The sequence below is a fragment of the Klebsiella sp. CN_Kp091 genome (genome assembly GCF_040065095.1).
Classification (GTDB): domain Bacteria; phylum Pseudomonadota; class Gammaproteobacteria; order Enterobacterales; family Enterobacteriaceae; genus Klebsiella; species Klebsiella aerogenes.
In genome coordinates, this window is record NZ_JBEAIO010000012.1 from 42,580 (window position 1) to 57,806 (window position 15,227).

The window sequence follows — 15,227 nt, forward strand, 5'->3', positions numbered from 1 at the left end:
ACAGAATTTTTCACGCGAGGAACAGATGAAGAGAGTGAAACACTGCGTCGGTGCGGCATTTTTCATGGTTTTATCATTGTCAGCCGTTGCGCATCCGCACAGCTTCATTAATTTGCAGAGTGAAGCCGTGGTGAAAGACGGTCTGTTGACCGGCTTTAACATGCGCTGGACGATGGACGAAATAACCTCAGCGGATCTGCTCTATGATGCCGGCAATGCAAAGCCGGGTAGCGAAGTATGGAAAAAACTCGCGGCGGAGGTCATGGCCAACGTACTCGGCCAGCACTACTTCAGCGAACTGTGGCATAACGGCCAGCGGGTTAAGTTTGCTAACCGTCCGGATGGCTACGGCCTTGCACGGAGCGGGCTGCAGGCGGTACTCACCTTCACCTTGCCGTTGGCGACGCCGGAACCTGTTGCCGGACAAACCTTTACGTTATCCACCTTCGATCCGACCTACTACGTCGATATGCTTTATGAGCAGGATAGCGATTTTTCACTGCCTGCCGCGCTGCGGGCCTCCTGCAAGGCCACGGTAATGACGCCGAAACCCAACGACAAAATGTTGTCTTATGCGCAGTCGCTCGATAAAGAGGACGCGCCGCCGGAAGACATGGAACTGGGTAACTACTTCGCCCAGAAGGTGACCTTGAAATGTCAGTAGTTTTTACGCCGCGAGCGCGGGCGCCGCGCTGGAAATCACTCTGGCCGCTGGCGCTGTTTCTGACGCTTAGCATCGTGGGCGGTATCTGGTTGTGGCTCGCCTGGCCGCAGGTACTGTTGCAAAGCGCGGTCTGGCAGCGTTCACTGAATCTTGAGCTCAGCCAACTGCTGCAGGCGGTGGCGGATAATCCGTCAGTGGCGGGGCTGTCGCTGCTCGGGTTCAGCTTTGTCTACGGCGTACTGCACGCGCTTGGCCCCGGTCACGGAAAAATCGTGATTACCACCTGGCTTGCCACCCATCCCTCAAAGCTGAAATCGAGTATTGCGCTGACGCTGGCGGCATCGCTGTTGCAGGGAATGGTGGCGATAGTACTCGTGGTGGTGGTATTGACGCTGCTGCAGCTTCCGGCGCGTCAACTGCATCTCAGCAGCTTCTGGCTGGAGAAGGGGAGCTATCTGCTGGTCGGCGCATTGGGGCTTTTACTGTGCGGGCGGGCATTGAAAAAACTGCGAGTCTTGCTGCGGCGACCAACGTTTACCGCTTTTACCCCGCATCACGTCCATGATGAACATTGCGGCTGCGGCCATCAGCACCTTCCGGCGCCGGATCAACTACAGAGTGGCGACGACTGGCGCGCCAGGCTGGCGATTGTGCTGTCGATGGGCATGCGTCCCTGCTCGGGAGCGATTATGGTGCTGCTGTTCAGCAAGGTGATCGGCGTCTTTGGCTGGGGCATGGCTGCCGCGCTGGTAATGGCGGCGGGAACGTCGCTGACCATAAGCGGGCTGGCTCTATTGGTGTATGGATTCCGCCAGTTGGCTATCCGCCTGAGTCGCCATCAGGCGCCGGCGATGTGGAAACAGGTTGGCTGGGCGACGCTGGCGCTGGCCGGCGGCGTGGCGCTGTTGACGACGGCTGTCGTGATGTGGAGTAGCGCGATCCCGCCGGGCGGCGGCTTGCGGCCGTTTTAGGGGATAAAAAAAGGAAGCCGCAGCTTCCTTTTTACATTCAGTGAGAAATTAACGCTTCAGCGCTTCGCTCAGCTGCTCGCGCATGTTCGCCAGCATCGCTTTCACGACGCGCGGGTTACCGGCTACGATGTTGCCGGTCAGCATATAGTTATGACCACCGGTGAAGTCGCAAACGATGGCGCCTGCTTCACGAGCGATCAGTTCACCAGCGGCGAAATCCCACGGTTTGAGGGCGATTTCAAAGTAACCGTCAACGCGGCCAGCGGCAACGTAGGCCAGATCCAGCGCGGCGGAACCGGTGCGACGGAAGTCAGCGCATTCGGTGAACATGTTGCCGAGGATGTTCATGTAAGCGGTAGCGTGCTGCTTCGCTTTGAACGGGAAACCGGTGGCGATGATGGTACCGTCGAGATCGCGAGCGTTGCTGCCGCGCAGACGGTAACCGTTCAGCTGCGCGCCCTGACCGCGGGTGGCGGTGAACAGTTCATTACGCATTGGATCGTAAACCACCGCGACTTCAGTACGGCCTTTAATGCGTACGGCGATGGAAACAGAGAAGTGTGGCAGACGTTTAACGAAGTTGGTGGTGCCATCCAGTGGATCGATAACCCATTGAATATCCTGATCTTCACCAGCGTGCTCGCCGCTTTCTTCGGTGATGATGGTGTGCTGTGGGTAAGACTTGCGAATGGTTTCGATAATAATCGCTTCTGCGGCTTTATCGACGTTAGTCACAAAGTCATTGCTGCCTTTCTGGCTGGTTTCTACGGAATCTGGCGTTTCGTAGTGCTTGGCAATTAAATTACCCGCCTTGCGCGCTGCGCGCACGGCAATGTTCAGCATCGGATGCATCGGTATCTCTCACTGGATGTTAAAGAACGGGAAAAAACGGCGCATATAGTAACAGCGAATTCTGCTTATGTCTCCGTTTTATGTTAGCATGCACGAATAATCTTTAGCCGAAGAACCATAATGCTGCAAAATATTCGAATCGTACTGGTAGAAACCTCACACACCGGCAATATGGGCTCCGTTGCCCGCGCGATGAAAACCATGGGCTTAACTAACCTGTGGCTGGTCAACCCGCTGGTGAAACCTGATTCCCAGGCCATCGCGCTGGCCGCTGGCGCCAGCGATGTGATTGGCAACGCGCAGATCGTCGATACCCTTGATGAAGCGCTGGCGGGCTGTAGCCTGGTGGTTGGCACCAGCGCACGTTCCCGCACGCTGCCGTGGCCGATGCTGGATCCGCGCGAATGCGGTCTGAAAAGCGTCGCCGAAGGCCAACATGCGCCGGTCGCGCTGGTCTTTGGTCGCGAGCGCGTTGGCCTGACTAACGACGAACTGCAGAAGTGCCACTATCACGTGGCGATCGCCGCCAACCCCGAGTACAGCTCGCTGAACCTGGCGATGGCGGTGCAGGTTATCGCCTATGAAGTGCGGATGGCCTGGCTGGCGACTCAGGAGCAGGCGCAGCCGGCGATTGAACATGAAGAAACGCCGTATCCGCTGGTCGATGATTTAGAACGTTTTTACGGCCACCTTGAGCAGACGCTGCTGGCGACCGGTTTTATCCGCCCGAATCATCCGGGGCAGGTGATGAACAAGCTGCGTCGTCTGTTCACACGCGCGCGTCCGGAAAGCCAGGAGCTGAACATCCTGCGCGGGATGCTGGCGTCTATTGAGCAGCAGAATAAAGGTAAGTAAGCGCGTTAACGCCGGATGGCGCTTCGCTTATCCGGCCTACGAATCCACATCGCTGTTGTAGCCCGGGAGCGGCTCGAAATCAATAACGGCACGGAAAGCCAAATACCTGACTAAAACAGTCAAGTAAATAGTTGACCAATTTACTCGGGAATGTCAGACTTGGCCCTGCTATGCAATACCCATATTAATAAAAAGCCCGGGCAGGGGCGAGTTTGAGGTTAAGTAAGACATGAGACTGACATCTAAAGGGCGTTATGCCGTGACCGCAATGCTTGACGTTGCGCTCAACTCTGAAACGGGCCCGGTTCCGTTGGCAGATATTTCAGAGCGTCAGGGAATTTCGCTTTCCTATCTGGAACAGCTGTTCTCTCGCCTGCGTAAAAATGGTCTGGTATCCAGCGTTCGTGGACCAGGCGGCGGTTACCTGTTAGGTAAAGAAGCTGGCAGCATCGCCGTAGGCGAAGTGATCAGCGCCGTAGACGAATCCGTTGACGCCACCCGTTGTCAGGGTAAAGGCGGCTGCCAGGGTGGCGATAAGTGTCTGACCCACGCGCTGTGGCGCGATCTGAGCGAACGTTTGACCGGTTTCCTCAACAACATCACCCTGGGCGAACTGGTGAATAACCAGGAAATCCTCGATGTTTCTGGTCGTCAGCACAATCATGAATCTCAGCGTACTACGCGTTCTCAGGACGCCATTGACGTAAAACTGCGCGCCTAGCACGAGGCTTAGTTTCAGCTTGCGGCTTACGGGCTGCAAGGTGAAACGGCAGGGTAGATAGCAATAATAAAGATTTTCAGAATCAGGCCGGGATGTTGAGACATCTCGTGTACTCGGTCGTACATCAAGCCGGTTGCCTGGTTCCTTGCATTGAGTGATGTACGGAGTTTAAGAGCAATGAAATTACCGATTTACCTCGATTACTCCGCAACAACGCCGGTGGACCCGCGTGTTGCCGAGAAAATGATGCAGTTCCTGACCCTGGACGGGACCTTTGGTAACCCGGCCTCACGTTCTCACCGTTTCGGTTGGCAGGCTGAAGAGGCGGTAGATATCGCCCGTAATCAGATTGCCGAACTGGTCGGTGCCGATCCGCGCGAAATCGTCTTTACCTCCGGCGCAACGGAATCCGATAACCTGGCGATTAAAGGTGCAGCCAACTTTTATCAGAAAAAAGGCAAGCACATCATCACCAGCAAAACCGAGCATAAAGCGGTGCTGGATACCTGCCGTCAGCTCGAGCGCGAAGGTTTTGAAGTGACCTACCTTGCTCCGCAGAGCAACGGTATTATCGATCTGAAAGAACTGGAAGCGGCGATGCGTGACGACACCATCCTGGTTTCCATCATGCACGTGAACAACGAAATCGGCGTGGTGCAGGATATCGCTACCATCGGCGAAATGTGCCGCGCCCGCGGTATCATTTACCACGTTGACGCCACCCAGAGCGTGGGCAAGCTGCCTATCGATCTGAGCCAGCTGAAAGTTGACCTGATGTCCTTCTCCGGTCACAAAATTTATGGCCCGAAAGGTATCGGTGCGCTGTACGTACGCCGTAAGCCGCGTATCCGCATCGAAGCGCAGATGCACGGCGGCGGTCACGAGCGCGGCATGCGTTCTGGCACCCTGCCTGTCCACCAGATCGTCGGTATGGGCGAAGCTTACCGTATCGCCAAAGAAGAGATGGAAAGCGAAATGGCGCGCCTGCGCGGCCTGCGTGACCGTCTGTGGAACGGCGTGAAAGATATGGAAGAAGTCTATCTGAATGGCGACCTTGAGCAGGGCGCGCCGAACATTCTTAACGTCAGCTTCAACTATGTTGAAGGCGAGTCGCTGATTATGGCGCTGAAAGACCTGGCGGTTTCCTCCGGTTCAGCCTGTACTTCCGCGAGCCTTGAGCCATCCTACGTGCTGCGCGCGTTAGGCATGACTGATGAACTGGCGCACAGTTCTATTCGTTTCTCTTTAGGTCGTTTTACTACCGAAGAAGAGATTGACTACACCATCAAACTGGTTCGTAACTCCATCGGCCGTCTGCGCGATCTTTCTCCGCTGTGGGAAATGTTCAAGCAGGGCGTGGATCTGAACAGCATTGAATGGTCACATCACTAATTCGGCACCGATAAGGAGAATTCATCATGGCATACAGCGAAAAAGTCATCGATCATTACGAAAACCCGCGCAACGTCGGATCCTTCGACAACAGCGACGACAGCGTCGGTAGCGGTATGGTTGGCGCGCCGGCGTGCGGCGACGTCATGAAGTTGCAGATTAAAGTCAACAATGAAGGTATCATTGAAGACGCGCGCTTCAAGACCTATGGCTGCGGTTCCGCTATCGCTTCCAGCTCCCTGGTCACCGAGTGGGTGAAAGGTAAATCGCTGGACGAAGCGCAGGCTATCAAGAACACCGATATCGCCGATGAACTGGAACTGCCGCCGGTGAAAATTCACTGCTCTATCCTGGCGGAAGACGCGATTAAAGCCGCGATTGCGGATTACAAAAGCAAACGTGAAGCAAAATAATTAAGAGTTGAGGTTTGTTATGTCGATTACCTTAAGCGACAGTGCAGCAGCGCGAGTCAATTCCTTCCTGGCGAACCGCGGTAAAGGCTTTGGCCTGCGTCTGGGGGTAAGAACCTCCGGCTGTTCAGGTATGGCTTATGTACTGGAATTTGTTGACGAGCCGGCGGCAGAAGACACCGTGTTTGAAGACAAAGGCGTGAAAGTCGTGATCGACGGTAAGAGCCTGCAATTCCTCGACGGCACTCAACTGGACTTCGTCAAAGAAGGCCTTAACGAAGGGTTTAAATTTACCAACCCGAACGTGAAAGATGAGTGCGGTTGCGGCGAAAGCTTTAACGTATAATCGGTAATCCCCAACCCCACCGCGGTCACGCCGCGCGTGGGGTTTTAGTTTAGATGCATGACCCTGAGGTTACTATGGACTATTTCACCCTCTTCGGGTTACCAGCCAGCTATACCCTCTCGCTTGAACAACTGGCTGTCCGGTATCAGGATCTGCAGCGCCAGTACCATCCGGATAAATTTGCCAGCGCGCCCGCTGCGGAACAGCTAGCTGCGGTTCAGCACTCCGCCACCATTAACCAGGCCTGGCAGACTCTGCGTCATCCGCTGACCCGTGCGGAATATCTCCTTTCGCTGCACGGTTTTGACCTCGCCAGCGAGCAGCACACCGTCCGCGACACCGCGTTCCTGATGGAACAGCTGGAACTGCGCGAAGAGCTCGATGAAATCGGCCAGGCGAAAGACGAAGCGCGGCTGGAAACCTTTATCAAACGGGTAAAAGCGCTGTTTGATACCCGCCATCAACTGATGGTTGAACAATTGCAAAACGAGACCTGGGATGCGGCGGCTGATACTGTACGCAAGCTCCGTTTTCTCGATAAACTGCGCAGCAGTGCTGAAGAACTCGAAGAAAAACTGCTCGACTTTTAATTTTCGGAAGCAATTATGGCCCTATTACAAATTAGTGAGCCTGGTCTGAGCGCCGCGCCGCATCAGCGTCGATTGGCGGCAGGTATCGACCTTGGCACCACCAATTCTCTGGTTGCTACCGTGCGTAGCGGCCAGGCCGAAACTCTGCCCGACCATCAAGGCCGCTACCTGCTGCCGTCGGTCGTGAACTACCACGCCTCTGGACTGACCGTCGGCTATGAAGCCCGGCTCAATGCCGCTCAGGATCCGGTGAACACAATCAGCTCGGTGAAGCGAATGATGGGGCGTTCCCTCGCCGATATTCAAACCCGCTATCCGCACTTGCCGTACCAGCTGCAGGCCAGTGAAAATGGACTGCCGATGATCCAGACCGCCGGCGGCCTGCGGAACCCGGTGCGGGTCTCCGCCGATATCCTCAAAGCGCTGGCCGCCCGCGCCACTGAAGCGCTGGCGGGCGATCTCGACGGCGTGGTCATTACCGTTCCGGCCTATTTCGATGACGCTCAGCGTCAGGGAACCAAAGACGCGGCGCGTCTGGCGGGCCTGCACGTGCTGCGTTTGCTCAATGAGCCGACCGCGGCGGCTATCGCCTACGGCCTCGATTCCGGCCAGGAAGGGGTGATTGCGGTTTACGATCTCGGCGGCGGTACCTTTGATATCTCCATTCTGCGCTTAAGCCGTGGGGTGTTTGAAGTGCTGGCGACCGGCGGTGATTCCGCTCTCGGCGGCGATGATTTCGACCATCTGCTGGCCGACTATCTGCGCGAGCAGGCGGGCCTCAGCGACCGTAGCGATAACCGCCTGCAGCGTGAGCTGCTGGATGCCGCCATTGCGGCGAAAATCGCCTTAAGCGACGCCGACGTGGCGCACGTCGAAGTCGGCGGCTGGCAGGGCGATATCACCCGTAGCCAGTTTAACGATCTGATTGCCCCACTGGTAAAACGTACCCTGATGGCCTGCCGTCGCGCGCTGAAAGACGCCGGCGTTGAAGCGCAAGAGGTGCTGGAAGTGGTGATGGTCGGCGGTTCCACCCGCGTGCCGTTGGTGCGTGAGCGCGTTGGCGAATTCTTTGGCCGTACCCCGCTGACCTCTATCGACCCGGACAAAGTCGTCGCCATCGGCGCGGCGATTCAGGCGGATATTCTGGTCGGCAACAAACCGGACAGCGAACTGCTGCTGCTTGATGTTATCCCGCTGTCGCTTGGGCTGGAAACCATGGGCGGTCTGGTAGAGAAAGTGATCCCGCGTAATACCACCATTCCGGTGGCCCGCGCGCAGGAGTTTACTACTTTCAAAGATGGCCAAACGGCGATGTCCATTCACGTGATGCAGGGCGAGCGTGAGCTGGTGCAGGATTGCCGCTCGCTGGCGCGTTTCGCGCTGCGCGGTATCCCGGCGCTGCCGGCGGGCGGGGCGCATATTCGCGTCACCTTCCAGGTTGATGCCGACGGTCTGCTGAGCGTCACGGCGATGGAAAAATCGACCGGCGTGGAAGCCTCAATCCAGGTGAAACCGTCTTACGGCCTGACCGATGGCGAAATCGCCAACATGATTAAAGATTCGATGAGCTACGCCGAACAGGATATTCAGGCGCGTATGCTGGCTGAACAGAAAGTCGAAGCCGCTCGCGTACTGGAGAGCCTGGAAAGCGCGCTGGCCGCCGACGCCGCGCTGTTAAGCGCCGCAGAGCGTCAGGTTATCGATGCCGCCGCGGAGCAAGTTCGCGCCGCCGCGGCAGGCGAAGATGCCGACGCGATTAAAGAAGCCATTAAAAATATCGACACACAAACCCAGGAATTCGCCGCACGCCGCATGGACCAGTCGGTCCGCGCTGCGCTGAAAGGCCAATCCGTGGACGAGGTTTAAAATGCCAAAAATTGTTTTTCTGCCCCACCAGGACCTGTGTCCGGATGGCGTAGTTGTGGAAGCTGAGAGCGGTGAAACCATTCTGGATGCGGCGCTGCGTAGCGGTATCGAGATTGAACACGCCTGTGAAAAATCCTGTGCCTGCACCACCTGCCACTGCATCGTGCGTGAAGGTTTTGACTCGCTGGCGGAAAGTAGCGAAGATGAAGACGACATGCTGGATAAAGCCTGGGGGCTAGAACCTGACAGCCGTCTGAGCTGCCAGGCGCGCGTTACCGACGAAGATCTGGTTGTTGAGATCCCGCGTTACACCATCAACCACGCACGCGAGCACTAATATGGCACTGAAATGGACAGACAGTCGCGAAATCGGCGAAGCCTTGTATGACGCTTACCCGGATCTCGACCCGAAAACCGTTCGCTTCACCGATATGCATCAGTGGATTTGCGACCTGGAAGAGTTCGATGACGACCCAAACGCATCCAATGAAAAAATTCTGGAGGCGATTCTGCTAGTCTGGTTAGACGAAGCCGAATAATTTTCGCCTCAAGCGGAAAAATTTTAACGGGCTGCCATAGGGTGGCCCGTTTGCTAATAAGGATAAAGATAATGACCGAAGCCATGAAGATTACGCTTTCTACTCTGCCTGCCGATGCGCGCTGGGGAGAAAAAGCGACCTGGAGTATCAATAACGACGGTATCGCCTTACATCTCAACGGTAAAGACGACCTGGGGTTAATCCAGCGCGCGGCGCGCAAAATTGACGGTATGGGTATCAAGCACGTCGCCCTGAGCGGCGAAGGCTGGAACACCGATCGCGCCTGGGCTTTTTGGGCCGGCTATAAAGGGCCGAAAGGTCAGCGCCAGGTCGAATGGCCAACCCTGGACGACGCGCAGCGCAGCGAGCTGGATAACCGTCTGACGATCATCGATTGGGTTCGCGACACCATCAACGCGCCGGCAGAAGAGCTGGGGCCAGAACAGCTGGCTCAGCGTGCTGTCGATCTGCTGTGCGGCGTGGCGGGCGAAAAGGTCAGCTATCGCATCACCAAAGGCGAAGATCTGCGCGAGCAAAACTATCTTGGCCTGCATACCGTTGGCCGCGGCTCCGAGCGCCCGCCGGTCCTGCTGGCGCTGGACTATAACCCGACTGGCGATAAAGACGCGCCGGTATACGCCTGTCTGGTCGGCAAAGGCATCACTTTCGACTCCGGCGGCTATAGCATCAAGCAAAGCGCCTTTATGGATTCGATGAAATCCGACATGGGCGGCGCGGCCACCGTGACCGGCGCGCTGGCTTTCGCCATTACCCGCGGTCTGAACAAACGTGTGAAGCTGTTCCTGTGCTGCGCGGATAACCTGATTAGCGGCAACGCTTTCAAGCTTGGCGATATCATTCATTACCGCAACGGTAAAACCGTTGAAATCATGAATACCGACGCCGAAGGTCGCCTGGTGCTGGCGGATGGCCTGATCGACGCCTCGGCGCAGAAGCCGCAGCTGATCATCGATGCCGCCACCCTGACCGGTGCGGCGAAAACGGCGTTGGGTAACGACTACCACGCGCTGTTTAGCTTTGACGACGCGCTGGCGAATCGTCTGCTGGCGAGCGCGCAGGCGGAAAATGAAGCCTTCTGGCGTCTGCCGCTGGCCGAATTCCACCGCAACCAGCTGCCGTCTAACTTCGCTGAGCTGAACAACACCGGTAGCGCGGCGTATCCGGCCGGCGCCAGCACCGCGGCGGGCTTCCTGTCCCACTTCGTGGAAAACTACCACCAGGGCTGGCTGCATATCGACTGCTCCGCGACTTACCGTAAAGCTGCGGTTGAACAGTGGTCGGCGGGTGCCACGGGCCTTGGCGTGCGCACTATCGCTAATCTGCTGACGGCTGAGTGATGGCCTTGCCGGGTAGCGCTACGCTTACCCGGCCTGGAAAACCGTAGGCCCGCGCGGACGGGCGATTTTTGAAGTAGCGAATCTATGTCTGATACTAAAAATGAGTTAGAAACTCTGCTGGAGAAGGCGGCGACCGAGCCTGCTCATCGTCCGGCATTTTTCACCGCGCTGCTTGAGGCCACCGTCTGGGTGCCGGGTAGCGCGGCGGACGGCGAGCAGATTGTCGAAGATAGCGCCCTCGATCTACAGCATTGGGAAAAAGATGACGGCACGTCGGTCATTCCGTTCTTCACCTCGCTGGAGGCGCTACAGCAGGCGGTAGAAGAGGAACAGGCCTTCGTGATGATGCCGGCGCGCACGCTGATGGCGATGACGCTGGGCGAATCGTTGTTTCTCAACCCGAAGCTGCCGAGCGGCAAAGAATTTACCCCGCGGGAAATCAGCCATCTGCTGGGTGAAGAGGGCAGCCCGCTCAGTACCCAGACGGTACTGGAAGGCGGCGAAGCGCTGCTGCTGTCTGAAGTCGCCGAACCGCCGGCGCAGATGGTGGATTCGCTGACCACGCTGTTCAAAACGCTGAAGACCGTCAAGCGGGCGTTTCTGTGTTCGATTAAAGAGAGCGCCGACGCGCCGGCCAACTTGTTGATCGGGATTGAAGCGGAAGGGGATATTGAATCCATTATCCAGACCACCGGCAGCGTGGCCACCGATACCTTGCCGGGCGATGAACCTATCGATATTTGCCAGGTGGTAGAAGGCGAGAAGGGCATCAGCCACTTTATGATTGCCCATATCACGCCGTTCTATGAAAAGCGCTGGGGCAGCTTCCTGCGCGATTTCAAGCAGAACCGGATTATCTGAATCGTACGGGGGGCAACCCCCGTCCTTATATTCAAAAATAATGGTTAATACAGCTTCGGCATGGCTGGACGCCCGGTGTATATTTTTTATTACATAAACCGTGATACCAAATGAAAAAAATATTTTCCCGCCACACAGAAGATGATTATTCCGTTGAATAATGCAAACTGCCCACGCCAGGCCCGGAGGTTTTTCTCGCCTATTACAAGGCGCGTTAACCAGGCCAGACCAGCAGTGGTTAAGTAAGCCAGCAGAACGCCAATCATTATTGCAACTGGGAGCGTTAAGCGTAATCCGATGTTGTCATATAAATCGGCAAATATTAGTGTTGCTTTAACCGGCCAGATAGACTGAAGAGCAATAATAGCAATAACGGCGGGGCGCAACTGATTTAAGGGGTAGGAAAGCGCCTGGGACTGGCGCCAGGCATCGGTTACAAGCATTCTAACTATGGTCAGTAAGGCCAGTATATATAGTATTAATTTTAGTAAGGTACTTTGTGGGAGTGATATAAGGATACCCTGTATAATAAGGCTGAGCATCCACGCGAGCAATATATAAATGATGATGTTTTTAGCTGAGGGTTTATTATGTAATACCCAAGATACAATCGGTGCTTGTGGATAGCCAGGTTGAAAAAGAACAAGTAGGAAAGTCGAGAAAAGAAGATCGACATATACCGTAATAGGCAGTAAGCTATTTCTTTCAAGGTCATTTTGATAGACATAAGTTGCCATTTTCTCAAATGTGATTCCCGGAAGCCATGATGCCCACTCCTTCCAGAAATAGAGTATTAAAGCTCCTACTATCAGACCAGCGATACCGCCTAACCACGGGAGTTTTTGCAGGTTATTGCCATTGCCATCATCTACCATTATCATTCCTTGTTATGACGTTTACATGAAGTATTTAATATGAGATAAGTAGTTTTGAGACTTATCAGGTAAAAAACTATTCAGCGGGCGACTAAATTAATGAAATATCATATTAAACAGATAACTTCCCGCTACGCATAAAATAATTATTCCATTGAATAACGCAAACTGCGGGCGCCAGGCACGTAGGTTTTTCTTACCCAGCAACAGACGTACTAAGCAGGTCAGACCTGCCGTGGCTAAAAATGCCAGCAGAGCGCCTAACATTAACGCGGCTGCGATACTCAAGCCCATGGCCATATTGTCATATGTTTGGGCGGAAAAAATTAATAAATTTACAGGCCAGATAGCTTGAAGCGCTATTGTCATTAATACTGCGAGACGCAATTGGTTTAACGTAGTGTCATTAAGTTGTGACTGTCGCCAGGCGTCGTACAGTAGCATTCCACCTGTCGCCAGCAAAGTCATTATATATAGAATATGCTTAATTGTATGGATGGCAGATAACGTTACATAGCATGAAAGGATGTACTGCAGGATACAGTTGAGTATCAGCGCACATACTATATATCGAAAACAATTTTTAGCTGAAGGTTCGTTGTGTAATATCCATCCGGCGATGGATGCTTTGGCATAGCCGGGATGTAATAACACAATAAGAAAGCTGGAAAAGATTAAGCCGATGTATATCTTCAGCGCAGGGTAAGTTCTTTGCTCCATTGCTTCGCGAGATAAGCATATTAAAATGTTCTTAAATGTTATATCAGGAAGCCAGGATCCCCATTCGTTCAAGAAATAGAGTATAACCCCCCCTACGATCAGGCCCGCAATACCGCCCGACCAGAGATGATTTCGTGTGCTATCACGATTATTTTTGTCTATCAATGACATTATCTTTCCTTGTTCTTATTTATGCCTGAAAAATTAATAAACCATGAGTTATTCTGAAAGTTACAGTTGATAGGCCGGATAAACGTAGCGCAACCCGGTAAAAATACGCATGCATTAGCTTAATTGTTCCGCTATCGCATACGGGTTGGAGGAGACGACGTTAACGATGACACGTCCCAATACATACGCCGTTATCATCCCTGTGAATAGCGCGAACTGGCCGCGCTATTCGGGGTGAGACCGCGAGTTAGTCAGAGCAGCCTTCGATTTTCGCGTAAAGGTCCTCGTGGATGTATTCCAGCTCCAGCAAGGCGCCATCGCGTTCCTGGTTGAGGTCCCGCTGGCGCTCCCACTCGTCGCAGTGCACCTTCTTGTCTGTAAAGACCTTTTGCATATATTCAATCAGTGACGATTCCGCCATCCAGATCTCATTTTCTTTACCTTCGAAGCGGACGACAGGATATTCACCCTGTTCATCACGTTCAGTGACATAAATAAATACCTGCTGATCGCCGGCATGGCTGATGCGAATCAGGGCAGGAAGACGCGGATCGTCGTTCCAGATTGGCGTCAGCTCTTCAAAGTCCAGTCCGGCCATATCAAGACGGTTCATGTAATAAGCATCTTCATCCAGCGAGTCGGAAAGCAGGATGCCATGTTCATCAATAGAGTCCACAACCCATTCCAGTACCAGCTGGCCGTAGGGGCCTTTCAGCTGGCAATCGTAGGCCAACAGCGCTTTCAGACTGTCCGGAAGCGCCACGGTTTCGCTATTTTGCGGATCGCGATATTTCCGGACCCGCAGGCGCTCCACCTCATCTTCCGGCATAGGTTTCGGTGTGGGATTGCGGTTGTACTTTTTTACGACATCCATGAGGTTCTGTAATGAAACGGTCATTATTTAATTTCCTTATAAATTGGGTGTAAGTAGAGCAAATACGGCAGCTACAAGCCCTGCGGCAGGATAGAGTAACCGGTTTGGCGAGAAGCAGAATAAAAGGGCGGGGAAAATCAGAAATTATTTAGTGACCGCGGGACGGGAGGCCCGCAGTCACGCCGCGTTTACTCAGCGGCAGGAGCCGGTTCGATCGGCAAATCCGTTCTCGCGCCCCATTCGCTCCACGAACCATCGTACAGGCACACGCCGTTGACGCCGAGGGTGGTCAACGCCAGTACCACTACTGCCGCCGTTACCCCGGAGCCGCAGCTGGCGATAATCGGTCGTGAAAAATCAACGCCCTGACGCTTAAAGATATCGTTCATCTCATCGACTGTCTTCAGTTCGCCATTAATCACCAGCTCGGTCCACGGGACGTTAAGCGCGCCGGGGATATGCCCGCGGCGTAAGCCCGGACGCGGTTCATCCGCCAGTCCGTTAAAACGCGCCGCCGGACGGGCATCGACGATCTGCGCCGATCCTTCATGGCTGACCAGCAGCACATCGGTTAAGCGTTTGATCACCTCAGGATCGAAGTTCACCTCAAATTCGCCTTCTGGCAGGTCCGGTTCGCCTTTCTCCAGCGGCAATTCATCGCGGCGCCAGCCTTCGAGGCCACCGGCGACAATCGACACTCTTTCGACGCCGAAGGTGCGTAGCATCCACCAGGCGCGCGGCGCTGAGAACAGATTGCCTTCATCATAAACCACCAGGTGCTTATCGCTGCTGACGCCAAGCTCGCGCATCGCCACGGCGAAGGTTTCCGCCCGCGGCATCATATGCGGCAGCGGGCTGGTGTGGTCAGACAGCGCTTCGATATCAAAAAAAACCGCGCCGGGGATATGCCCGTCGCGGTATTCCGCCGCCATATCGCGCAGCGCTTCCTGACCCGCCGGCGCCATCCGCGCATCCAGAATTTGAATCTGCGGGTCATCAATATGTTCCGCCAGCCAGTCGGCCGCAACAAAGAATGAGGTGGACATGAGTGCCTCCGTTTTATTATCGATCAATGAATTGTCGGCGTTTTATAAAGGGCTGACAAGTTAAGGTCGCGGGAGTGGGGAGGCGGTCACGCAGTTTTCTGATTCATCGGTGGTTT

The 15,227-nt window shown here is 54.8% G+C and carries 18 protein-coding genes; 13 read left to right on the plus strand and 5 right to left on the minus strand.

Going from position 1 to position 15,227, the window contains the following annotated elements; genetic code table 11:
* Window positions 1-25 precede the first annotated feature (25 nt).
* Window positions 26-664, plus strand: a complete 639-nt coding sequence (locus tag ABLV17_RS11670; RefSeq protein ID WP_348854277.1) for a DUF1007 family protein — start codon at window positions 26-28, stop codon at window positions 662-664.
* Window positions 655-1,635: a nickel/cobalt transporter gene (locus ABLV17_RS11675; protein WP_348854278.1), complete on the plus strand. Its 981-nt coding sequence runs from the start codon at window positions 655-657 to the stop codon at window positions 1,633-1,635. Before ABLV17_RS11670 ends, ABLV17_RS11675 begins: the two co-directional genes overlap by 10 nt.
* Before the next feature lie 48 nt (window positions 1,636-1,683).
* Here ABLV17_RS11675 and suhB read toward each other — a convergent pair whose 3' ends face one another.
* Complete coding sequence (gene suhB, locus ABLV17_RS11680) at window positions 1,684-2,487, minus strand: inositol-1-monophosphatase (protein ID WP_015370312.1); 804 nt, start codon at window positions 2,485-2,487, stop codon at window positions 1,684-1,686.
* A gap of 120 nt (window positions 2,488-2,607) precedes the next feature.
* Here suhB and trmJ point away from each other — a divergent pair, with 120 nt between their 5' ends.
* The 11 genes from trmJ to sseB all read left to right on the plus strand — a co-directional run bounded on the left by trmJ (window position 2,608) and on the right by sseB (window position 11,425).
* Entirely contained in the window at window positions 2,608-3,342 is a 735-nt protein-coding gene (trmJ, locus tag ABLV17_RS11685; RefSeq protein ID WP_045377574.1) for a tRNA (cytosine(32)/uridine(32)-2'-O)-methyltransferase TrmJ, read from the plus strand.
* A gap of 229 nt (window positions 3,343-3,571) precedes the next feature.
* The gene (gene iscR, locus ABLV17_RS11690; RefSeq protein ID WP_015370314.1) at window positions 3,572-4,063 is read left to right on the plus strand and encodes a Fe-S cluster assembly transcriptional regulator IscR; all 492 of its coding nucleotides are present in this window, start codon (window positions 3,572-3,574) and stop codon (window positions 4,061-4,063) included.
* Between the two features lie 177 nt (window positions 4,064-4,240).
* Window positions 4,241-5,455 (plus strand): cysteine desulfurase, encoded by a 1,215-nt coding sequence (iscS, locus tag ABLV17_RS11695; RefSeq protein WP_015703173.1) that lies wholly within the window; start codon window positions 4,241-4,243, stop codon window positions 5,453-5,455.
* 26 nt (window positions 5,456-5,481) lie between these two features.
* Window positions 5,482-5,868: a Fe-S cluster assembly scaffold IscU gene (gene iscU, locus ABLV17_RS11700; RefSeq protein ID WP_004866383.1), complete on the plus strand. Its 387-nt coding sequence runs from the start codon at window positions 5,482-5,484 to the stop codon at window positions 5,866-5,868.
* A gap of 19 nt (window positions 5,869-5,887) precedes the next feature.
* Window positions 5,888-6,211, plus strand: a complete 324-nt coding sequence (gene iscA, locus ABLV17_RS11705) for an iron-sulfur cluster assembly protein IscA (protein ID WP_012540868.1) — start codon at window positions 5,888-5,890, stop codon at window positions 6,209-6,211.
* Window positions 6,212-6,285: 74 nt separating this feature from the next.
* Window positions 6,286-6,801 (plus strand): co-chaperone HscB, encoded by a 516-nt coding sequence (gene hscB, locus ABLV17_RS11710; protein ID WP_047053904.1) that lies wholly within the window; start codon window positions 6,286-6,288, stop codon window positions 6,799-6,801.
* A 15-nt stretch (window positions 6,802-6,816) separates the two neighbouring features.
* Window positions 6,817-8,667 carry a Fe-S protein assembly chaperone HscA gene (gene hscA / locus ABLV17_RS11715; RefSeq protein WP_348854279.1) on the plus strand — a complete coding sequence of 617 codons (1,851 nt, stop codon included), beginning with the start codon at window positions 6,817-6,819 and terminating at the stop codon, window positions 8,665-8,667.
* A gap of 1 nt (window position 8,668) precedes the next feature.
* Complete coding sequence (gene fdx, locus ABLV17_RS11720) at window positions 8,669-9,004, plus strand: ISC system 2Fe-2S type ferredoxin (RefSeq protein WP_012540871.1); 336 nt, start codon at window positions 8,669-8,671, stop codon at window positions 9,002-9,004.
* Between the two features lies 1 nt (window position 9,005).
* Window positions 9,006-9,206, plus strand: a complete 201-nt coding sequence (gene iscX / locus ABLV17_RS11725) for a Fe-S cluster assembly protein IscX (RefSeq protein WP_002913954.1) — start codon at window positions 9,006-9,008, stop codon at window positions 9,204-9,206.
* A 71-nt stretch (window positions 9,207-9,277) separates the two neighbouring features.
* Window positions 9,278-10,564 carry an aminopeptidase PepB gene (pepB, locus tag ABLV17_RS11730; protein ID WP_015370317.1) on the plus strand — a complete coding sequence of 429 codons (1,287 nt, stop codon included), beginning with the start codon at window positions 9,278-9,280 and terminating at the stop codon, window positions 10,562-10,564.
* Window positions 10,565-10,648: 84 nt separating this feature from the next.
* On the plus strand, window positions 10,649-11,425 hold the full coding sequence (gene sseB / locus ABLV17_RS11735; RefSeq protein ID WP_348854280.1) for an enhanced serine sensitivity protein SseB: 777 nt from the start codon (window positions 10,649-10,651) through the stop codon (window positions 11,423-11,425).
* An 89-nt stretch (window positions 11,426-11,514) separates the two neighbouring features.
* Here sseB and ABLV17_RS11740 read toward each other — a convergent pair whose 3' ends face one another.
* The 4 genes from ABLV17_RS11740 to sseA all read right to left on the minus strand — a co-directional run bounded on the left by ABLV17_RS11740 (window position 11,515) and on the right by sseA (window position 15,111).
* Complete coding sequence (locus tag ABLV17_RS11740) at window positions 11,515-12,300, minus strand: hypothetical protein (RefSeq protein ID WP_348854281.1); 786 nt, start codon at window positions 12,298-12,300, stop codon at window positions 11,515-11,517.
* 96 nt (window positions 12,301-12,396) lie between these two features.
* Complete coding sequence (locus tag ABLV17_RS11745; RefSeq protein ID WP_348854282.1) at window positions 12,397-13,191, minus strand: hypothetical protein; 795 nt, start codon at window positions 13,189-13,191, stop codon at window positions 12,397-12,399.
* Between the two features lie 247 nt (window positions 13,192-13,438).
* Window positions 13,439-14,089: a DUF5066 family protein gene (locus ABLV17_RS11750; RefSeq protein ID WP_348854283.1), complete on the minus strand. Its 651-nt coding sequence runs from the start codon at window positions 14,087-14,089 to the stop codon at window positions 13,439-13,441.
* A gap of 164 nt (window positions 14,090-14,253) precedes the next feature.
* A complete protein-coding gene (sseA, locus tag ABLV17_RS11755; RefSeq protein ID WP_087858404.1) occupies window positions 14,254-15,111 on the minus strand; it encodes a 3-mercaptopyruvate sulfurtransferase in 858 nt (285 codons plus the stop codon).
* Window positions 15,112-15,227: the final 116 nt, after the last annotated feature.

Excerpts from the sequence above, each read along its gene's own strand:
- suhB (WP_015370312.1), bottom strand. The coding sequence starts at position 2,487 with ATGCATCCGATGCTGAACATTGCCGTGCGCGCAGCGCGCAAGGCGGGT.
- iscS (WP_015703173.1), top strand. The coding sequence starts at position 4,241 with ATGAAATTACCGATTTACCTCGATTACTCCGCAACAACGCCGGTGGAC.
- iscU (WP_004866383.1), top strand. The coding sequence starts at position 5,482 with ATGGCATACAGCGAAAAAGTCATCGATCATTACGAAAACCCGCGCAAC.
- iscA (WP_012540868.1), top strand. The coding sequence starts at position 5,888 with ATGTCGATTACCTTAAGCGACAGTGCAGCAGCGCGAGTCAATTCCTTC.
- ABLV17_RS11745 (WP_348854282.1), bottom strand. The coding sequence starts at position 13,191 with ATGTCATTGATAGACAAAAATAATCGTGATAGCACACGAAATCATCTC.
- hscB (WP_047053904.1), top strand. The coding sequence starts at position 6,286 with ATGGACTATTTCACCCTCTTCGGGTTACCAGCCAGCTATACCCTCTCG.
- fdx (WP_012540871.1), top strand. The coding sequence starts at position 8,669 with ATGCCAAAAATTGTTTTTCTGCCCCACCAGGACCTGTGTCCGGATGGC.
- hscA (WP_348854279.1), top strand. The coding sequence starts at position 6,817 with ATGGCCCTATTACAAATTAGTGAGCCTGGTCTGAGCGCCGCGCCGCAT.
- iscX (WP_002913954.1), top strand. The coding sequence starts at position 9,006 with ATGGCACTGAAATGGACAGACAGTCGCGAAATCGGCGAAGCCTTGTAT.
- pepB (WP_015370317.1), top strand. The coding sequence starts at position 9,278 with ATGACCGAAGCCATGAAGATTACGCTTTCTACTCTGCCTGCCGATGCG.
- sseB (WP_348854280.1), top strand. The coding sequence starts at position 10,649 with ATGTCTGATACTAAAAATGAGTTAGAAACTCTGCTGGAGAAGGCGGCG.
- iscR (WP_015370314.1), top strand. The coding sequence starts at position 3,572 with ATGAGACTGACATCTAAAGGGCGTTATGCCGTGACCGCAATGCTTGAC.
- ABLV17_RS11740 (WP_348854281.1), bottom strand. The coding sequence starts at position 12,300 with ATGGTAGATGATGGCAATGGCAATAACCTGCAAAAACTCCCGTGGTTA.
- ABLV17_RS11750 (WP_348854283.1), bottom strand. The coding sequence starts at position 14,089 with ATGACCGTTTCATTACAGAACCTCATGGATGTCGTAAAAAAGTACAAC.
- trmJ (WP_045377574.1), top strand. The coding sequence starts at position 2,608 with ATGCTGCAAAATATTCGAATCGTACTGGTAGAAACCTCACACACCGGC.
- ABLV17_RS11670 (WP_348854277.1), top strand. The coding sequence starts at position 26 with ATGAAGAGAGTGAAACACTGCGTCGGTGCGGCATTTTTCATGGTTTTA.
- ABLV17_RS11675 (WP_348854278.1), top strand. The coding sequence starts at position 655 with ATGTCAGTAGTTTTTACGCCGCGAGCGCGGGCGCCGCGCTGGAAATCA.
- sseA (WP_087858404.1), bottom strand. The coding sequence starts at position 15,111 with ATGTCCACCTCATTCTTTGTTGCGGCCGACTGGCTGGCGGAACATATT.